This is a genomic window from Reichenbachiella sp. (genome assembly GCF_039969095.1).
Lineage (GTDB): Bacteria > Bacteroidota > Bacteroidia > Cytophagales > Cyclobacteriaceae > Reichenbachiella.
In genome coordinates, this window is sequence record NZ_JBDVOL010000015.1 from 118,725 (window position 1) to 134,273 (window position 15,549).

General features: G+C 39.8%; 16 protein-coding genes. 12 read left to right on the forward strand and 4 right to left on the reverse strand.

Annotated elements, in window-relative coordinates:
* Position 1: 1 nt before the first annotated feature.
* The 12 genes from ABJH98_RS15870 (at position 2) to ABJH98_RS15925 (ending at position 10,990) form a co-directional block, all read left to right on the forward strand.
* The gene (locus ABJH98_RS15870; protein ID WP_348308683.1) at positions 2–1,018 is read left to right on the forward strand and encodes an FAD:protein FMN transferase; all 1,017 of its coding nucleotides are present in this window, start codon (positions 2–4) and stop codon (positions 1,016–1,018) included.
* Positions 1,019–1,072: 54 nt separating this feature from the next.
* Positions 1,073–1,807 (forward strand): class I SAM-dependent methyltransferase, encoded by a 735-nt coding sequence (locus ABJH98_RS15875; RefSeq protein ID WP_348308684.1) that lies wholly within the window; start codon positions 1,073–1,075, stop codon positions 1,805–1,807.
* A gap of 1 nt (position 1,808) precedes the next feature.
* Complete coding sequence (locus ABJH98_RS15880) at positions 1,809–2,552, forward strand: ZIP family metal transporter (RefSeq protein ID WP_348308686.1); 744 nt, start codon at positions 1,809–1,811, stop codon at positions 2,550–2,552.
* 308 nt (positions 2,553–2,860) lie between these two features.
* Complete coding sequence (gene hisG, locus ABJH98_RS15885; RefSeq protein ID WP_348308687.1) at positions 2,861–3,718, forward strand: ATP phosphoribosyltransferase; 858 nt, start codon at positions 2,861–2,863, stop codon at positions 3,716–3,718.
* Entirely contained in the window at positions 3,715–4,995 is a 1,281-nt protein-coding gene (gene hisD, locus ABJH98_RS15890; protein ID WP_348308688.1) for a histidinol dehydrogenase, read from the forward strand. The genes hisG and hisD overlap by 4 nt, the downstream gene beginning before the upstream one ends.
* A 3-nt stretch (positions 4,996–4,998) precedes the next feature.
* Positions 4,999–6,036, forward strand: a complete 1,038-nt coding sequence (gene hisC, locus ABJH98_RS15895) for a histidinol-phosphate transaminase (RefSeq protein ID WP_348308689.1) — start codon at positions 4,999–5,001, stop codon at positions 6,034–6,036.
* 87 nt (positions 6,037–6,123) lie between these two features.
* Positions 6,124–7,278: a bifunctional histidinol-phosphatase/imidazoleglycerol-phosphate dehydratase HisB gene (hisB, locus tag ABJH98_RS15900; protein ID WP_348308690.1), complete on the forward strand. Its 1,155-nt coding sequence runs from the start codon at positions 6,124–6,126 to the stop codon at positions 7,276–7,278.
* On the forward strand, positions 7,275–7,862 hold the full coding sequence (gene hisH / locus ABJH98_RS15905) for an imidazole glycerol phosphate synthase subunit HisH (RefSeq protein WP_348308691.1): 588 nt from the start codon (positions 7,275–7,277) through the stop codon (positions 7,860–7,862). The genes hisB and hisH overlap by 4 nt, the downstream gene beginning before the upstream one ends.
* A 16-nt stretch (positions 7,863–7,878) precedes the next feature.
* Complete coding sequence (hisA, locus tag ABJH98_RS15910; RefSeq protein ID WP_348308692.1) at positions 7,879–8,598, forward strand: 1-(5-phosphoribosyl)-5-[(5-phosphoribosylamino)methylideneamino]imidazole-4-carboxamide isomerase; 720 nt, start codon at positions 7,879–7,881, stop codon at positions 8,596–8,598.
* A complete protein-coding gene (gene hisF, locus ABJH98_RS15915) occupies positions 8,588–9,343 on the forward strand; it encodes an imidazole glycerol phosphate synthase subunit HisF (protein WP_348308693.1) in 756 nt (251 codons plus the stop codon). The genes hisA and hisF overlap by 11 nt, the downstream gene beginning before the upstream one ends.
* 2 nt (positions 9,344–9,345) lie before the next feature.
* On the forward strand, positions 9,346–9,936 hold the full coding sequence (gene hisIE, locus ABJH98_RS15920) for a bifunctional phosphoribosyl-AMP cyclohydrolase/phosphoribosyl-ATP diphosphatase HisIE (RefSeq protein WP_348308694.1): 591 nt from the start codon (positions 9,346–9,348) through the stop codon (positions 9,934–9,936).
* Positions 9,937–10,279: 343 nt separating this feature from the next.
* On the forward strand, positions 10,280–10,990 hold the full coding sequence (locus tag ABJH98_RS15925; RefSeq protein ID WP_348308695.1) for an ion transporter: 711 nt from the start codon (positions 10,280–10,282) through the stop codon (positions 10,988–10,990).
* Here ABJH98_RS15925 and ABJH98_RS15930 read toward each other — a convergent pair.
* The 4 genes from ABJH98_RS15930 to ABJH98_RS15945 form a co-directional block, all read right to left on the reverse strand.
* Positions 10,987–11,436 carry a GreA/GreB family elongation factor gene (locus ABJH98_RS15930; protein WP_348308696.1) on the reverse strand — a complete coding sequence of 150 codons (450 nt, stop codon included), beginning with the start codon at positions 11,434–11,436 and terminating at the stop codon, positions 10,987–10,989. The genes ABJH98_RS15925 and ABJH98_RS15930 overlap by 4 nt on opposite strands.
* Positions 11,433–12,455, reverse strand: coding sequence for a hypothetical protein (locus ABJH98_RS15935; protein ID WP_348308697.1), 1,023 nt, complete (start codon positions 12,453–12,455; stop codon positions 11,433–11,435). Before ABJH98_RS15935 ends, ABJH98_RS15930 begins: the two co-directional genes overlap by 4 nt.
* Positions 12,452–13,852 carry an aminopeptidase P family protein gene (locus tag ABJH98_RS15940; protein WP_348308698.1) on the reverse strand — a complete coding sequence of 467 codons (1,401 nt, stop codon included), beginning with the start codon at positions 13,850–13,852 and terminating at the stop codon, positions 12,452–12,454. The genes ABJH98_RS15935 and ABJH98_RS15940 overlap by 4 nt, the downstream gene beginning before the upstream one ends.
* A gap of 135 nt (positions 13,853–13,987) precedes the next feature.
* Complete coding sequence (locus ABJH98_RS15945; protein ID WP_348308699.1) at positions 13,988–15,538, reverse strand: SusD/RagB family nutrient-binding outer membrane lipoprotein; 1,551 nt, start codon at positions 15,536–15,538, stop codon at positions 13,988–13,990.
* Positions 15,539–15,549 lie beyond the last annotated feature (11 nt).

Genomic DNA, 15,549 nt, shown 5'->3' on the forward strand with positions numbered 1-15,549 from the left:
GATGCAAAAGCGAAGAATATTGATCATTGTCCTGGCCGTAGGAATATTGATCTTATACAGACAACTCAACCCAGTTGAAACCCAGGTGTTGCAGCATGTCACGGGTACTACGATGGGTACTATTCCTTATTCGATTAAATATTTAGCAACGGAAGAAAACTTCTTCAAAACAGAAGTAGATTCTATTTTGGTGGCTTTCAACCAGTCGCTTTCCACCTATATTCCAGATTCAGAAATTTCTCGGTTCAATAGATACGATACAATTAGTTATGAATCCACTTTCCTCTATCCTGTTTTAAAGATTAGTCAGGAAATGTTTATCAAAAGTAAAGGAGCCTATGACCCTACCATCGGGCCGCTTGTAAATGCCTGGGGGTTTGGCCCAAAAAAGAAAACTATACTTGATAGTGCGACCGTTGATTCATTGCTTCAGATTGTTGGATTCGATCAAGTGATTTTTGATGAAAAGAGAGCACAAAAACCTACAAACACCTATTTGGACTTCAGTGCATCTGCTAAAGGATATGCCTTGGATGTAATTGCACATTATTTAAATGAAAAAGGAGTGGATAATTATATGATCGAAATTGGTGGAGAGGTACGTTGCCAAGGTCAGAATCAGAACCAAACCATTTGGAGAATTGGGATTGAAAAACCTGAAATGAATCAAAGCGTGGGCAATGTTTTTGCTACTGTTTTTGTGAATAACCGGTCGCTTGCTACTTCTGGCAATTATCGAAACTACTATGAAGAAAATGGTAGAATTATCTCACATACTATTAGTCCTTTTACAGGCTATAATGTTTCTCATCATTTGCTTAGCGCTTCCATTTTTGCGCCCAATTGTACATTGGCTGATGGTTATGCTACAGCTTGTATGGTTATGGGGTTAGAAGAATCTATAGAAATGATAAAAAAGCTAAATGGCGTTGACGCTTTCTTCATTTATTCAGATGAAAATGGAGAACTCCAGTCCTATGCAACCTCTGGGATAGAATCTCAAATAGAAGTGCTTTAATCCTTATCAACTAGAATCAGTTATTTTAGCAATCCAGTTCAAAATCATCTAAGAATGTCAAAGAAGGAATGGTTTGACGAATGGTTCAATACCATTTACTATCATATTTTGTATAAACACAGAGATTACGAAGAAGCGGCTTCTTTTCTGGATCATCTCATTGACTATTTTGGGATGAAACCCGGATCAAAAATTTTAGACTTGGCATGTGGCAAAGGCAGGCATTCTATTTATCTAAATGAAAAAGGGTTCGATGTAACTGGTGTGGACCTATCGGAAGAAAATATCAAATATGCCAATACGAAACAAAACGATTCGTTGCACTTTGCCGTTCATGACATGCGTGATGTTTTGGACAGAGAAAAGTTTGATTATGTTTTCAACCTTTTTACCAGCTTCGGCTATTTCGATTCGAAGGAAGAAAACCTGAATGTAATTGATGCAACCATCCAATCTTTAAAACCTAAAGGGAAATTTTTACTGGACTTTTTAAATCCGTATGTGGTGGTGAATAACTTGGTGCACGAAGAGGATAAAACCATTGAAAACATCCATTTCCGGATTCAAAGAGAATTTACCAAGGATGAATTTATTGTCAAGAACATCCTGGTGGACGACCATGGTCAGCATTATGAATATCAGGAAAAAGTAAAAGCAATCAGGCGAACCGATTTTTTAGCACATTTTGATAAAATCAATTTGAAAGTAATAGATATATTTGGTGATTATGAGCTCTCTAAATATCATGCTGAAGAATCTGAAAGGCTCATTTTTGTTTTAGAAAAGTAATATGATTTTCAACTCCATTGTTTTGTTTTTGTCCGCTGTATTTGGTGGGCTTTATGCTCTCAGAGTGACTAAAACTAAAGAGTCTCAAGTCAAATCAGTGCTCGTTTTTGCAGGATCATTTCTGTTCTCTATTACAGTAGTACATATTCTCCCAGAACTTTTTGAAACGCATAAAAATCAGTTTCATATAGGCATGTTCATTTTGGCAGGCTTCTTTTTTCAGCAAATTTTAGAATACTTTACTAGTGGTGTGGAGCACGGTCACATGCATGTTCATCATCATAGCAACAAACACTCTGCCTGGTCAGGCATTTCATTAATGACAGCGTTGTGTGTCCATGCTTTTTTGGAAGGCACTATTTTGGCTCATCCAGAAGTCATTCATGACAGCCATAGTCAAGGTAGTTTACTTACAGGCGTGGTATTGCACAAAATCCCAGCTGCTTTAGCATTGATGACGGTCTTAGCTTGTCATTACGATAAGAAGCAAACACAATTGATTTTACTTTTGACATTTGCATTGGCTTCTCCATTAGGAGTTGTGGCAGGTCATTGGTTGACCCCTATGGGATTATTTAGTGAAGATGGAATGGTTATGTTGTTTGCATTTGTAGCAGGTAATTTTCTCCATATATCTACTACAATTTTTATTGAGTCTAGTCCAGAGCACCATTGGAATTCTAAAAAACTAATAATTAGTTTGCTTGGAGCCGGGCTAGCCGTAGTTTCTGAAATGTTCTATTAGAAGAGATAGACTGTTTTGATAGTTTCTTCGGATTACCTGGTCTGACTTTCAGGAGCATCTTTAATGCTTTTCAGGCATCAAAGTAAAATTTTCAGGCATTATACTTTTTATATCAATTGATCATTCAGTATGTTTGCATCTCAATACAAAAATCATGAATATCAGGACACAACATCATCACCATCATATGATCGCACAGGCGAGGTGATATTGTTGTAGTCAATAAAAATATCAAATCCCGTCTGAGTAATTGGACGGGATTTTTTTATGCCCATCTTTGGTTTACTCAGGCACTAACAAAACAAAACATGAGTAAACTTAAAATTGCAGTTCAGAAATCAGGAAGGTTAAACGAAGACTCTATAGGTCTACTCAAAAACTGCGGAATTCACATTGATAATGGCAAAGATCAACTCAAAGCCAGTGCCTCAAATTATCCGTTGGAGGTTTTATATCTTAGAAATGGCGATATTCCTCAATATGTGGAAGATGGCGTGGCAGATCTTGCCATTGTAGGCGAAAACCTATTGGTGGAAAGCCAAAACGACATTGATATCGTCCGAAAATTGGGCTTTTCTAAATGCAAACTTTCATTGGCCGTACCCAAAGAGGTAGATTACCAAGGGGTGCAATTTTTCGAAGGCAAAAAAATAGCAACTTCCTACCCCAATACTTTGAAACAATATCTCAAAGAAAATAATGTGAATGCTGAAATTCACCTGATTAAAGGTTCGGTAGAAATCGCACCAAACATTGGATTGGCAGAAGGGATATGTGATTTGGTAAGCTCTGGTAGTACACTATTCAAAAATGGTTTGAAGGAGACAGACACTATTCTGACTTCTGAGGCCTGTTTGGTAAAAAGCAAAAAGCTGAATGCTGAACAAAATGCATTGTTGGATACGCTGTTGTTCAGATTAGATGCCGTGCAAAAAGGCAAAAAATCCAAATATGTATTGATGAACGTGCCAAATGCGAAACTTGATGAGGTGGTGAATATCCTGCCTGGTATGAGAAGTCCAACGGTGTTACCCTTGGCAGAAGAAGGATGGAGTTCTGTGCACTCGGTAATAGAAGAAGGTGAATTTTGGGAGGTGATAGACCAGCTGAAATTGGCTGGTGCTGAAGGCCTTCTGATTGTTCCAATAGAAAAAATGGTATTATGATTTTAGCCAAAAATCCAGATCGGAAGAACTGGGACAAATTGACAAAAAGACCTACTTTGAAGCAACAAAACCTTCAACAGCTGGTTAATGAAGTATTTCAGGCCATTCGTGAAGAAGGTGATCGAGCAGTACTTTCATACACCAAAATTTTCGATAGAGCTGAAGTAGAATCGTTGAAAGCCACTCCGGAGGAATTGGCTGGTGCTGCTAACAAAATTTCAGACGACCTGAAGGCTGCTATCCGTTTGGCTGGAGCCAATATTGAAAAATTTCACAGGGCACAAACTCCACAGCTGGTCGAGGTCGAAACTGTACCTGGAGTGAAATGTTGGCAGGAGACTCGTCCGATTGAAAGAGTAGGAATCTATATTCCTGGAGGCACGGCACCTTTGTTTTCTACCGTATTGATGTTGGCTATTCCGGCACAAATTGCCGGATGCAAAGACATCGTACTTTGCACGCCACCTGATAAAAATGGTCAAATCAATCCTGCTATATTATTCGCTGCTCACTTTGCTGGGGTTACGCAAGTATTCAAAGTAGGAGGAATCCAAGCCATTGGGTCAATGACATTCGGGACAGAAAGCATTCCTAAAGTGAATAAAATTTTTGGTCCAGGAAACCAGTATGTCACAGCAGCTAAACAAAGAGCAACTCAATTGGGAGTTGCCATAGATATGCCGGCTGGTCCATCAGAACTTTTAGTTTTGGCTGATGAAACTGCCAATCCAGAATTTGTCGTCTCTGATTTGCTGTCGCAGGCTGAGCACGGTGCAGATAGCCAGGTCATTTGTGTAGTAAAATCTGCTAGTTTGATTCCTAAGGTTCAAGAGCAATTATTAAATCAATTGCCTTCTTTACCTAGAAAGGACATCGCTCGTAAAGCAATAGAAAACTCTAAATTGGTCTTGATCGAAGACGATCAGGAGTGTTTGGATTTTATCAATGAGTACGCCCCAGAGCATTTCATTTTATGTGTTCAGAATGAGGAATTTTATTTGAACGGATTGATGAACGCCGGTTCTGTTTTTATTGGAAATTATACTCCAGAAAGTGCTGGAGACTATGCATCGGGTACGAATCATACGTTGCCAACTAATGGTTATGCAAAATCATTTAGTGGGGTGAATATTGACTCATTTTGTAAGAAAATTACTTTTCAAAAAATTACAGAAGATGGCATTCGTCGCATTGGTCCGGCCATAGAGTTCATGGCCGAAGCTGAGCAATTGAAAGCGCACAAACTAGCGGTCACTAAAAGATTACTGTCTTTGTAAGTCATGGATATTTCAAAACTCATACGAAAAAACATTCTGAGCTTGACACCATACAGTTCGGCCAGAGACGAGTTTAATCATGTGGCCGAAGTATATCTCGATGCCAACGAAAATCCATTTGAAAATGGCTACAATCGTTATCCAGATCCTTATCAAAAGGCAGTCAAAGAAAGGTTAAGTGAAATCAAAAGTGTGTCAACTGAAAACATCTTGTTAGGCAATGGCAGCGATGAAGTATTAGACTTAATCTATCGCGCATTTTGCGAACCAGCGTTGGACAATGTGATTTCTCACAATCCAAGCTACGGGATGTATCCCGTGCTCTCTGAGATCAACAATGTGTCCTTGAGAAAAGTAAACCTGGAGGGAGGATTTCAATTGAATGGGCAGGCGATGATCGACGTTTCAGATGCACATACCAAGTTGTTTTTCATCTGTTCTCCCAATAACCCTTCGGGCAATCTTCTGGCCAAAGAAGAGATAAAAAAACTATTGGATTTGCAAAAGGGATTAGTAGTCATAGACGAAGCTTATATCGATTTTGCAGATTCTGATTCTTGGCTTTCAGAGTTAAAAAATTATCCGAATCTGATCGTGTGCCAGACTTTGTCTAAGGCATGGGGATTGGCAGGGCTCAGAGTAGGCATGTGCTTCGCTTCTGAAGAAATAATTAAGGTATTGGAGGCCATCAAACCGCCTTACAATGTGAATGAATTGTCACAGCAAGCGGCATTGAAAGCGTTGAACGAAGAAGAGAATTTTAAAGCCAAATTGAAGATTATTTTAGGAGAGAAGGCGAAAATGGAACAAGCACTGGATCAGTTGTCTTGTATTTTGGAGCGTTTCTCTTCCGATGCAAATTTCATTTTGGTGAGAGTGGCAGATGCCAAGGGTCTGTATGATTATTTAATGGAGCAGCAGATCATCGTAAGAAATAGGTCGAAGGAGTATCTGTGTGATAATTGTCTGAGGTTGACCATTGGAACTCCTGAGGAGAATGAGAGGCTGTTGAGTGCACTTCAAGTTTATAGTAGAATTTAACTCAAATTGTCATTTCGAACGGAGAGAGAAATCTTATTGTGATTGATTGGATTTCTTCTATCGTCGAAATGACAAAAAAATATTGAAATGAAAAAAGTATTATTTATAGATCGAGACGGGACATTAGTGCTGGAGCCTCCAGTGGACTACCAGCTGGACTCTTTGGAGAAATTAGAGTTCTATCCGGGCGTGTTTCAGTGGATGTCAAAGATTGCCAAACTTGGATATGAGTTGGTGATGGTGACCAATCAAGATGGTTTGGGAACAGATTCGTTTCCAGAAGAAGCTTTCTGGCCAGCGCATGATAAGTGTATGAAAGCATTTGAAAATGAAGGGGTCGTATTCGATGCGGTAAAAATAGACAAAAGCTTTCCAGCCGATAACGCACCAACCAGAAAACCAAGAACAGGTTTGCTCACTGAGTATATGAATGGCGAGTACGATCTGGCTAATTCTTTTGTGATTGGAGATCGAATTACTGATGTAGAGCTAGCCAAAAACTTAGGAGCACAAGCTATTTTCATAGCCAACGCCCACCTGTCGGACGGACAAGAAGAAGGACAGGGTGCCGAGGAAATTTCCTCGAAAGTTGAAGAATTGAATTCTAATATTGTGCTAACCACAACAGATTGGCAGGACATATATGAGTTGGTGGCTCGAGGTTCAAGAAAAGCGGGTGTTAAGCGAACAACCAAAGAAACAGACATTGACATCGAAGTAGAATTGGACGGCACAGGGCAGTCTCAAATAGATACCGGCATCAAATTTTTTGATCACATGCTGGACCAGATCGCCAAGCATGGCTTGCTTAACTTGAAAGTGATAGTGAAAGGTGATTTGGAAGTAGACGAACACCATACGATAGAAGATACGGGTATCGCCCTAGGAGAAGCTATTGCAGAAGCATTGGGCAATAAAAAGGGAATTGAAAGATACGGATTCTGCTTGCCGATGGACGATTGTTTGTGTCAGGTAGCTTTGGATTTTGGTGGACGTAATTGGATGGTGTGGGAAGCTGAATTCAAGAGAGAAATGGTGGGTAAAATGCCAACGGAAATGTTCTTTCACTTTTTCAAATCCTTCTCTGACGCAGCCAAATGCAACCTGAACATTAAAGCAGAGGGTGGCAATGAGCACCACAAGATAGAAGGCATATTCAAGGCGTTTGCGAAAGCGATCAAAATGGCAGTAAAGCAAGACAAAGACAAAATGATTTTACCATCAACTAAAGGCATGCTATGAGCAAAATAATCATCATAGACTATGGTGCCGGTAATGTGAAGTCAGTCAAATTCGCCTGTGAGCGTCTGGGTCTTGACACGGTTTTGAGCAATGATGCCGAGGAAATAGCATCGGCAGACAAACTCATATTTCCGGGTCAGGGAGAGGCGAGCAGTTCGATGCGTTCACTTGAGAAATATGGTTTGGTAGAAGTCATCAAAAATGCCAAGCAGCCTTTTCTTGGGATTTGTCTGGGTATGCAGATGATGTGTGATTACTCGGAAGAAAATGACACCAAGGGACTTGGATTATTTCCGTTGCCCGTGCAACTGTTTCCTGACCAAGGACTCAAAGTACCACACATGGGATGGAATGAGATCGAAGGATTGAAGACGCCACTGATGGCTGGATTGAAAGAAAACGAGTACATGTATTTTGTGCATTCGTATTATGTGCCGGATTCGGAGTGGACGATCGCACGAGCGAATTATCCAGAACCATTTAGTGCGGCCTTGCACAAGGACAATTTTTATGGTTGTCAATTTCACCCAGAAAAGAGTGGTGAGTTTGGTCAACAGATTTTGAAGAATTTTATAGAACTATGACGACTAAAAAAGATAAATGAGAATAATACCAGCAATAGATATCATAGACGGCAAGTGTGTCAGACTGACCAAGGGAGATTACGATCAGAAAAAGATCTACAACGAAAACCCCTTGGAAGTGGCCAAAATGTTTGAAGGGGCAGGGATAAGGCATCTGCACTTGGTCGATTTGGATGGTTCAAAGGCCAAAGAAATTCGCAACGCCAAAGTACTTGATCAAATTGCCTCTAAGACTAGTCTGAAAATTGATTTTGGTGGGGGTATTAGAACGGATGAAGACATCAATATCGCTTTCAATGCTGGTGCTAAACAAGTGAACTTGGGTAGCGTAGCTTTGGAAAACAAAAAAATATATGGCGAGTGGCTCAAAAAATTTGGGGCTGATAAGATCATTTTGAGTGCAGACTCGACCAATCGAAAAATTGCTATCAATGGTTGGCAGGAAGAGTCGGAAGTGGAGCTGTTTGATTTGATTATGGAATATCAGGATTTAGGCAACAAGTACATTGTCTGTACGGATATAGCAAAGGATGGCATGCTGCAAGGCATTGCAGTGGATTTGTACAAAGACCTGATGAATGACTTTCCAGATCAAAAAATTATTGCCAGTGGTGGAGTAAAAGACATCAAGGATGTGGAAGCTGCAGCAGCTCTGAAAATGGATGGTATCATCATCGGAAAGGCCATCTACGAAAACAAAATCTCACTAGAGCAACTGATGAAATATGTTGACTAAAAGAATAGTTCCTTGTTTGGACATCAAAAATGGACGTACCGTGAAAGGGGTCAATTTTGTTAACCTGAGGGATGCAGGTGACCCTGTAGAACTGGCTGCAGCTTATTCAGAACAAGGAGCAGATGAGTTGGTATTTCTGGATATCACAGCGACTGGAGATGGACGAAAGACGACGGCTGAATTGGTAGAAAAAGTGGCGGAGAAAGTAAATATTCCATTTACTGTGGGCGGAGGCATCAAGTCGGTGGACGACGTCTATACTTTGTTACATCGAGGAGCGGACAAAATTTCTATCAACTCCTGGGCGGTAAAGGAGCCAAAGGTGTTAAATGAATTGGCAGCACAATTTGGCAGTCAGTGTGTGGTGCTGGCGGTAGATGCCAAAAAAATAAATGGTCAATGGAAAGTCCATTTGGTAGGAGGAAAAGTACCGACAGAAATCGATTTATTTGATTGGGTACAAGAAGCTGAATCAAGAGGAGCAGGGGAAATCCTCTTTACTTCCATGGATCATGATGGGTCTAAAAATGGTTTTGCCAATGAGGCTTTGTCCAAAATATCTGAATTGGTCAATATACCAGTGATCGCTTCTGGTGGAGCGGGTAACATTCAGCATTTTGCTGATACTTTTATACATGGGAAGGCTGATGCGGCATTGGCGGCTAGTGTTTTCCATTTTAAAGAAATTGAAATCCCTGTATTGAAACAAGAATTGAAAAATAAGGGAATAGCAATAAGAATATAAAAATGAATATAGACTTCGAAAAAACAAACGGCCTGGTACCAGCCATTATTCAAGATACCAAAACAAAAAATGTTTTGATGTTGGGCTACATGAATGAAGAAGCACTGACCAAAACCCAGGAGACGGGCAAGGTCACTTTCTTCAGCCGTACCAAAGAAAGGCTCTGGACGAAAGGAGAAGAAAGTGGAAACTTTCTAGAGCTAAAAGATATTAAGCTGGATTGCGATAACGATACTTTACTCATTCAGGTAAACCCAATAGGACCAACTTGTCATAAAGGCACCGACACTTGCTGGGCAGAAGAAAACAAGCCCAATTTCAGTTTTCTATCCACACTAGAGACGGTCATCAAGGATCGATACGACAACCCCGATGAAAAGTCATATACATCTTCTCTATTTAAAAAAGGGATCAACAAAGTCGCACAAAAGGTTGGAGAGGAAGCCGTAGAGGTGGTGATTGAAGCGAAGGACGACAACGAAGAATTATTTCTTAATGAATCTGCTGATCTGCTCTATCATTATATGATTTTATTAAGAGCTAAAGGCTATGACCTCAAGGACGTCGTAAAGGTACTTGAAGAGCGCCATTAAATTGAAATATACCTATTTCTAGGTATTGCGCTAATCACAATTATATCAGAATTTTAAAGTGAATTTCATAAGTACCTTTAGCTACTACTCAAATGTGTGCTGGTTAAAAGCATTTGAGGCCAAAGGATAATGGAAGACAAACTTTTCTCTAATGCGTTGCGGCATCTTCTAACGTGAGGATGCCGCAATTTTTTTATCCATTTGTCAATTTTAAAAGGAGACAAGTAAAAGACTTGATTTGAATTTAATTATTGAAAATGAGTATTTTTATAATATTGAATTGATTTAAACCATCCTGAGAAAACAAATATTTCATATTCTTGAGCCGTCTAATAAAAAGGACTTGAGTCACTATTTTGATCTTTTTATTATGGTCATGATCTGTCTCAGTGTAATAGACATAATTCTTGAATCAGAAGAATCTCTAAAAGTAGAGTATAGTTCCTGGTTTCAATTCTTTGAATTTTTTTCAGTGCTAGTATTCAGTATAGAATACGCTTTACGTGTTTGGACTTGTGTTGAACATAGAAAGTACAATTCTTCTCTTTTCGGTAGGATTAAATACATGTCAAACCCAATGGCTCTTGTTGACTTAATTGCCATTCTACCTTTTTATTTACCATTTGTTGGAATTGATTTGAGGTTTATAAGAATTTTAAGACTTTTTAGAATTTTCAGGGTACTTAAAATGGCTAGATATTCTAGCGCTTTCAACTTAATCAAAAATGTATTTAAAGAGAAAAAAGAGGAGTTACTTGTAACATCTGTTTTTATAGTAATTATTCTTATAATTATATCAACGCTCATGTATTATTTAGAGCGAGAAGCTCAACCAGATCATTTTTCAAGCATTTCTAAATCCTTGTGGTGGGGAATAGTAACATTAACAACTGTTGGCTATGGAGATGTATATCCTGTAACAGCTTTAGGGAAAGCATTAGGTGGAATCATTACATTACTAAGTATTGGTCTCATTGCTTTACCTTCAGGGATATTAGCATCAGGGTATACAGAACAAATCATAATGCGAAAGGAAAAAAAGAAAAAGAACTAGGCTATAGATAATATTCTATTCTCCTTTTTCATCCACTCAAAAGTATCCTCCACTTTTTTGCCCAACATGGCTTGCGCAATGGGAGAGATGGCTGAGATGGCCATGATTTGCTGATTTTCGACTTGGATCACACCTAGACTAGCAGAAATGTAATAGGATGAAGTGCTTGTCTCTACCAAAGCACCTAACTCAACTGTTTTTAGAGATTTTTCTGGGTCTACAGCAGTCAATGCTTTTTTCATGTTTATCAATTCTGCGAGTTGACGGGCATGCAAATCTCGCTCGCGCTGACTCATGGCTCGGCCAGTTTCATACTTGTCTCCAGCAGATGATTTGGTTTCATTATTGGCACTGGCTTGAGCTTCCTCCATGCCTTTTTTCGAAATTTCAATTTTAGAATCGAGCAATTCGAGGCATGAAGAATGAATTTTTTTCTTATCTATCATTTTAAGATAAGTTGGGCAATTCTGCCTTCTTTGCCTGCCGCCCAAATCGTGCCATCTTCAGCTACATCCAAGGTATTAAATCCAGAATCACCAAATGCATTCCAAGTGAGTCCGCCATCGCTAGACTGATAGCAGCCTGCTGGTCCTACAGATATTAATTCATTTTCTGAGAGGTATCTAACCGAAGATTGAAAGACAGGGAAGTTTTGACTTAACGACCAAGTTTGACTGGCATCAGCAGTTCTAATCACATTCTTCCCACTTTCTCCTTCTTTTTTGTAATCGCCACCCACAGCTACTCCAGTATTTTCATCGTAAAAATCGATGGAGAATATGCCTTGTGAGCTGTCTCCCTGAATGATTGGAGTATAAACAACCTCCCAATGGTCTCCTTTGTCTTTGGAATAAAATACTCGGGAAGTTGCCGCTCCAGACCCAACCCAAATTGAGTTGCTTTTTACAGTCAAGTGACTTCCGCTTGCCGCAAATCCACCGAACTCACCATCATTCATTTCAGGTAATTTGTCAGGGTGAATTCTTTGCCAACTGTCTCCACCATCAGTGGTTTTCATTAAAAAAAGTTTTCCGTCAATAGGGTCTCCGCCCAATACCCCTTCTGTTTCGTTCCAAAAGGCCATACCATCAAAAAAACCAAGGCTATCTTCATTGGCTAATGTTTTCTCCCAATGATGTCCGCCATCTTTAGATTTAAAAATATTGGATAAAGAATCTGGGCCAGCACTCATCAATACTATTTCATTTTTGGACAAGACTTCTACATCTCTAAAGTCTAAGGAGTCAGCATCGGGAATGTAAACTTCTTCCCAGTCCAATCCTCCATTTTCGGTCTTGAGTACCAATCCGTTGGTACCCGACACCCAGATGATTTTTTCATTTAGAACAGAAATCCCACGAAAGGACGCATCGTCATGCACTGCAAATTCATCCCAGGTGTAAACCTTGCTTGATGGTTGACAAGCAGCTAATAGTATTAGGGCAAATAGGATCAGATTTTTCATGATTGTAAAGCTTCTTTTCTAATTTCTTCTACATCTTTCACTGTTTTGGCGACTGGTTTTCCTAGTAGGTCTGCGCCCTTTTCAGTGATTACAAAATCTTCTTCGATACGAATACCTCCAAAGGTTTTGTAAGACTCTAATTTATCATAATTCAGGAATTCTGCATACTTATTTTCAGCTTTCCATCGATCTATCAATTCTGGAATGATATAAATACCAGGTTCGACCGTAATGACGAATCCAGCTTCCAACTCCTTTCCGAGACGCAAAGATTTTAACCCGAATTCAGTACTTTTCTTTAAAGTATCAGAGTAACCCACATACGGTTCGCCGAGATTTTCCATGTCGTGTACATCCATGCCCATCATATGACCAAGACCACATTGGAAAAACATAGTGTGAGCACCTGCAGCCACTGCTTCTTCAGGATTTCCTTTCATCAAGCCGACCTCAGTCAGTCCTTTGACTAATTCAGTACAAGCCAAGAGATGCACGTCTTTGTATTTGATGCCTGGTTTTAATGCTGATATGGCTGCTTCATGCGCATTCAATACCGTTTGATACAAATCACGTTGTGTATCTGTGAATTGAGCGGAAACAGGAAACGTACGAGTCATGTCTCCGGCATAGCCAGAGGCGATTTCTGCTCCAGTGTCGCAAAGAATCATATCTCCGTCCTGAATCGTATTTCCATGATAATGATTGTGTAGCACTTGACCGTTTTTGGTCATGATGACAGGAAAGGATAACTGTCCTTCACCAGCCAAAGCCACTTGATTGACTCTAGCTGCTATCTCAGCTTCTTTCATGCCAGGCTTTGCATATTGCATCGCTGCCAAATGCATATCAGAAGTCAAATCCACCGCTTTGTGCAATTCTACAATTTCTTCTGGGGTCTTAATGTTTCTTTGCGCAATGATCGCTTTGATCAATGCTACAGATTCACCCGATCTAATTTCAATGATTGCTTTACCTGTCCAAGCAGACAACTTAGTCACGTGTTCTTCTCTGTAAGGAGGGATGAAGTGAATCTTTCGCCCAGAAGCTATGGCATTTTTTAATATTTTTTCAATCTGGCTTGCTGGAGCAGTTTGGATGATTCCACTTTTTTCGGCTAAAGAAGCAATGCTTGGTTGTGGGCCTGTCCAGACGATATCATCGATGGTCAGTTCGTCACCTAGTATCATGTCTTCCCCACTATCACAATCAAAAATGGCGGTAAGGCTCGGAAGAGCTACAGCACAGAAATAAAGAAAGGAACTGTCTTGACGAAAATGATACCAATTGTCTTTGAAATTGATACTACTTTCTTCGTTGCCAAGTAAGACAATGAGGCCATTTCCGACGTCTTTTTTAAGTCTATTTCTTCTCTGTATGTAGGTGTCTTTGCTGAACATGGATACTTGTTGTTTTGAATTTCAAATATAATATAAAAGGTTATGCTTAGGTTAAACCGTTAGCATTGAAAAAGGGCTGCCGAGTTTTCGGCAGCCCTATAGCAACACAATAGTTATTATGAGAAAACTAATTGATTAATTTACATCCCACCAGACTTTGGCTGTTAGTGAATTTTCTCCACCTAGATCATTGATTGCACTAGCTGTATTGGAAGAATTGAGCAAAACTTCATCCTGAGGATATCTCATTCTACTAGCTACTGCAGGTAGCTCGACAGCACTTTTGACTGGAAGTGTGAGCGCTGGAAAATCTAGTCTTCGCAACTCAGAAAAAGCTTCTGAAGAATAAGGAAAGAACGCAATATATTTTTGAGTTCCAATTTTCTCCTGCCAAGTAGCACCTGCTGTAGCGTATGCTACATTTGGCTGAGCCAAATAAGCCGAAATTGCTGTGGGATCAATCCCCCAATACTCCATAGAAGCCGTGATAGCTTGATTATAGAAAGCCTCGCTAGATCCAGCAATGATGCCTCTTTCAACGGCTTCAGCCTGAAGGAATAAGACCTCTGCATAGTCCATGATAAGATAATCCCAGTTTTCATCGGCGAATTCATCTGCATATCTGAAATTCCATCCTAGAAAAGCCCAGTCATAACTTCCAGGATTCCATCCTAACCCTAGACCCTCATTGATCTTAGCACCATGAGTTACATAACTCTCGTCTGTCAATGGATATCCATCAAACCCACCAGATGAGAATGTATCGCCATAATAGGCAGAATAATCATAGCCCCAGGCATACATTTGATATCCTCTTCGGGGATCTAATCTTTCATTGACGACGTCAGTGAAAGACTTGCAAATGACAATATCAAACCAAGCCGCTTCTCCATTGTTTCTTCTCAATGGGCTTCTGAAGGTTTCATCAGCAAATTGAAATGAAATATTCTCCGCATTGGAGCTGATTACACCGTCTGCTATAGCTTCTGCTACTGCTGCTTCTCCTTTTGAGGTGTTGGCATCTATGATTCTCATGCCCATTCTCAACTTCAGAGAATTGGCAAATAGAACCCATCGACTCATATCTCCATTCAGAATAACATCAGCACTGCCAAAAGACGATGCTCCTAAATCAATGCTAGCTATGGCGGCATCAATTCTGTCAACGAGGTCTGGGTAGATTTCTGACTGCTGATCATAGGCAGGTTGTAAATTGTCCAAAGTATTTAGTGCATCTGAATAAGGAATATCTCCAAATTGGTCTGTCAATTGCGTCCATGTCCAAATCTCAAGGATTTCAAAAATGGCTTTTTGGTTTGCTTTTATTTCATTGGATTGAAGATTATAGGGAGGCGTGTCAATCATTTTAAGTGCCTCTCTCATCCTGTACATGTTGTGATAGCGTCTGTTCCAGTAAGTATTGAACATCCCACCTCTGAAGTCATAAACATTCTCATCAGTGTACAAGTGTTTGGCAAAATATTGTGCCATTGTACCAGTCTCATTTTCATTGAGACTACTGGTATAAACATAATTGTTCATAAGGTCTCCCTCGACTCCAGTCAGAATAAAAGCTGGATCTACTTCAGTGGGTTTTTTTGCATCTGTATTGATCTCTTCGAAATCGCTTGTGCATGATGCTAATGCTACCACTAGAGACATTAGCCATATATTTATTTTTTTCATTTTAAATTCTT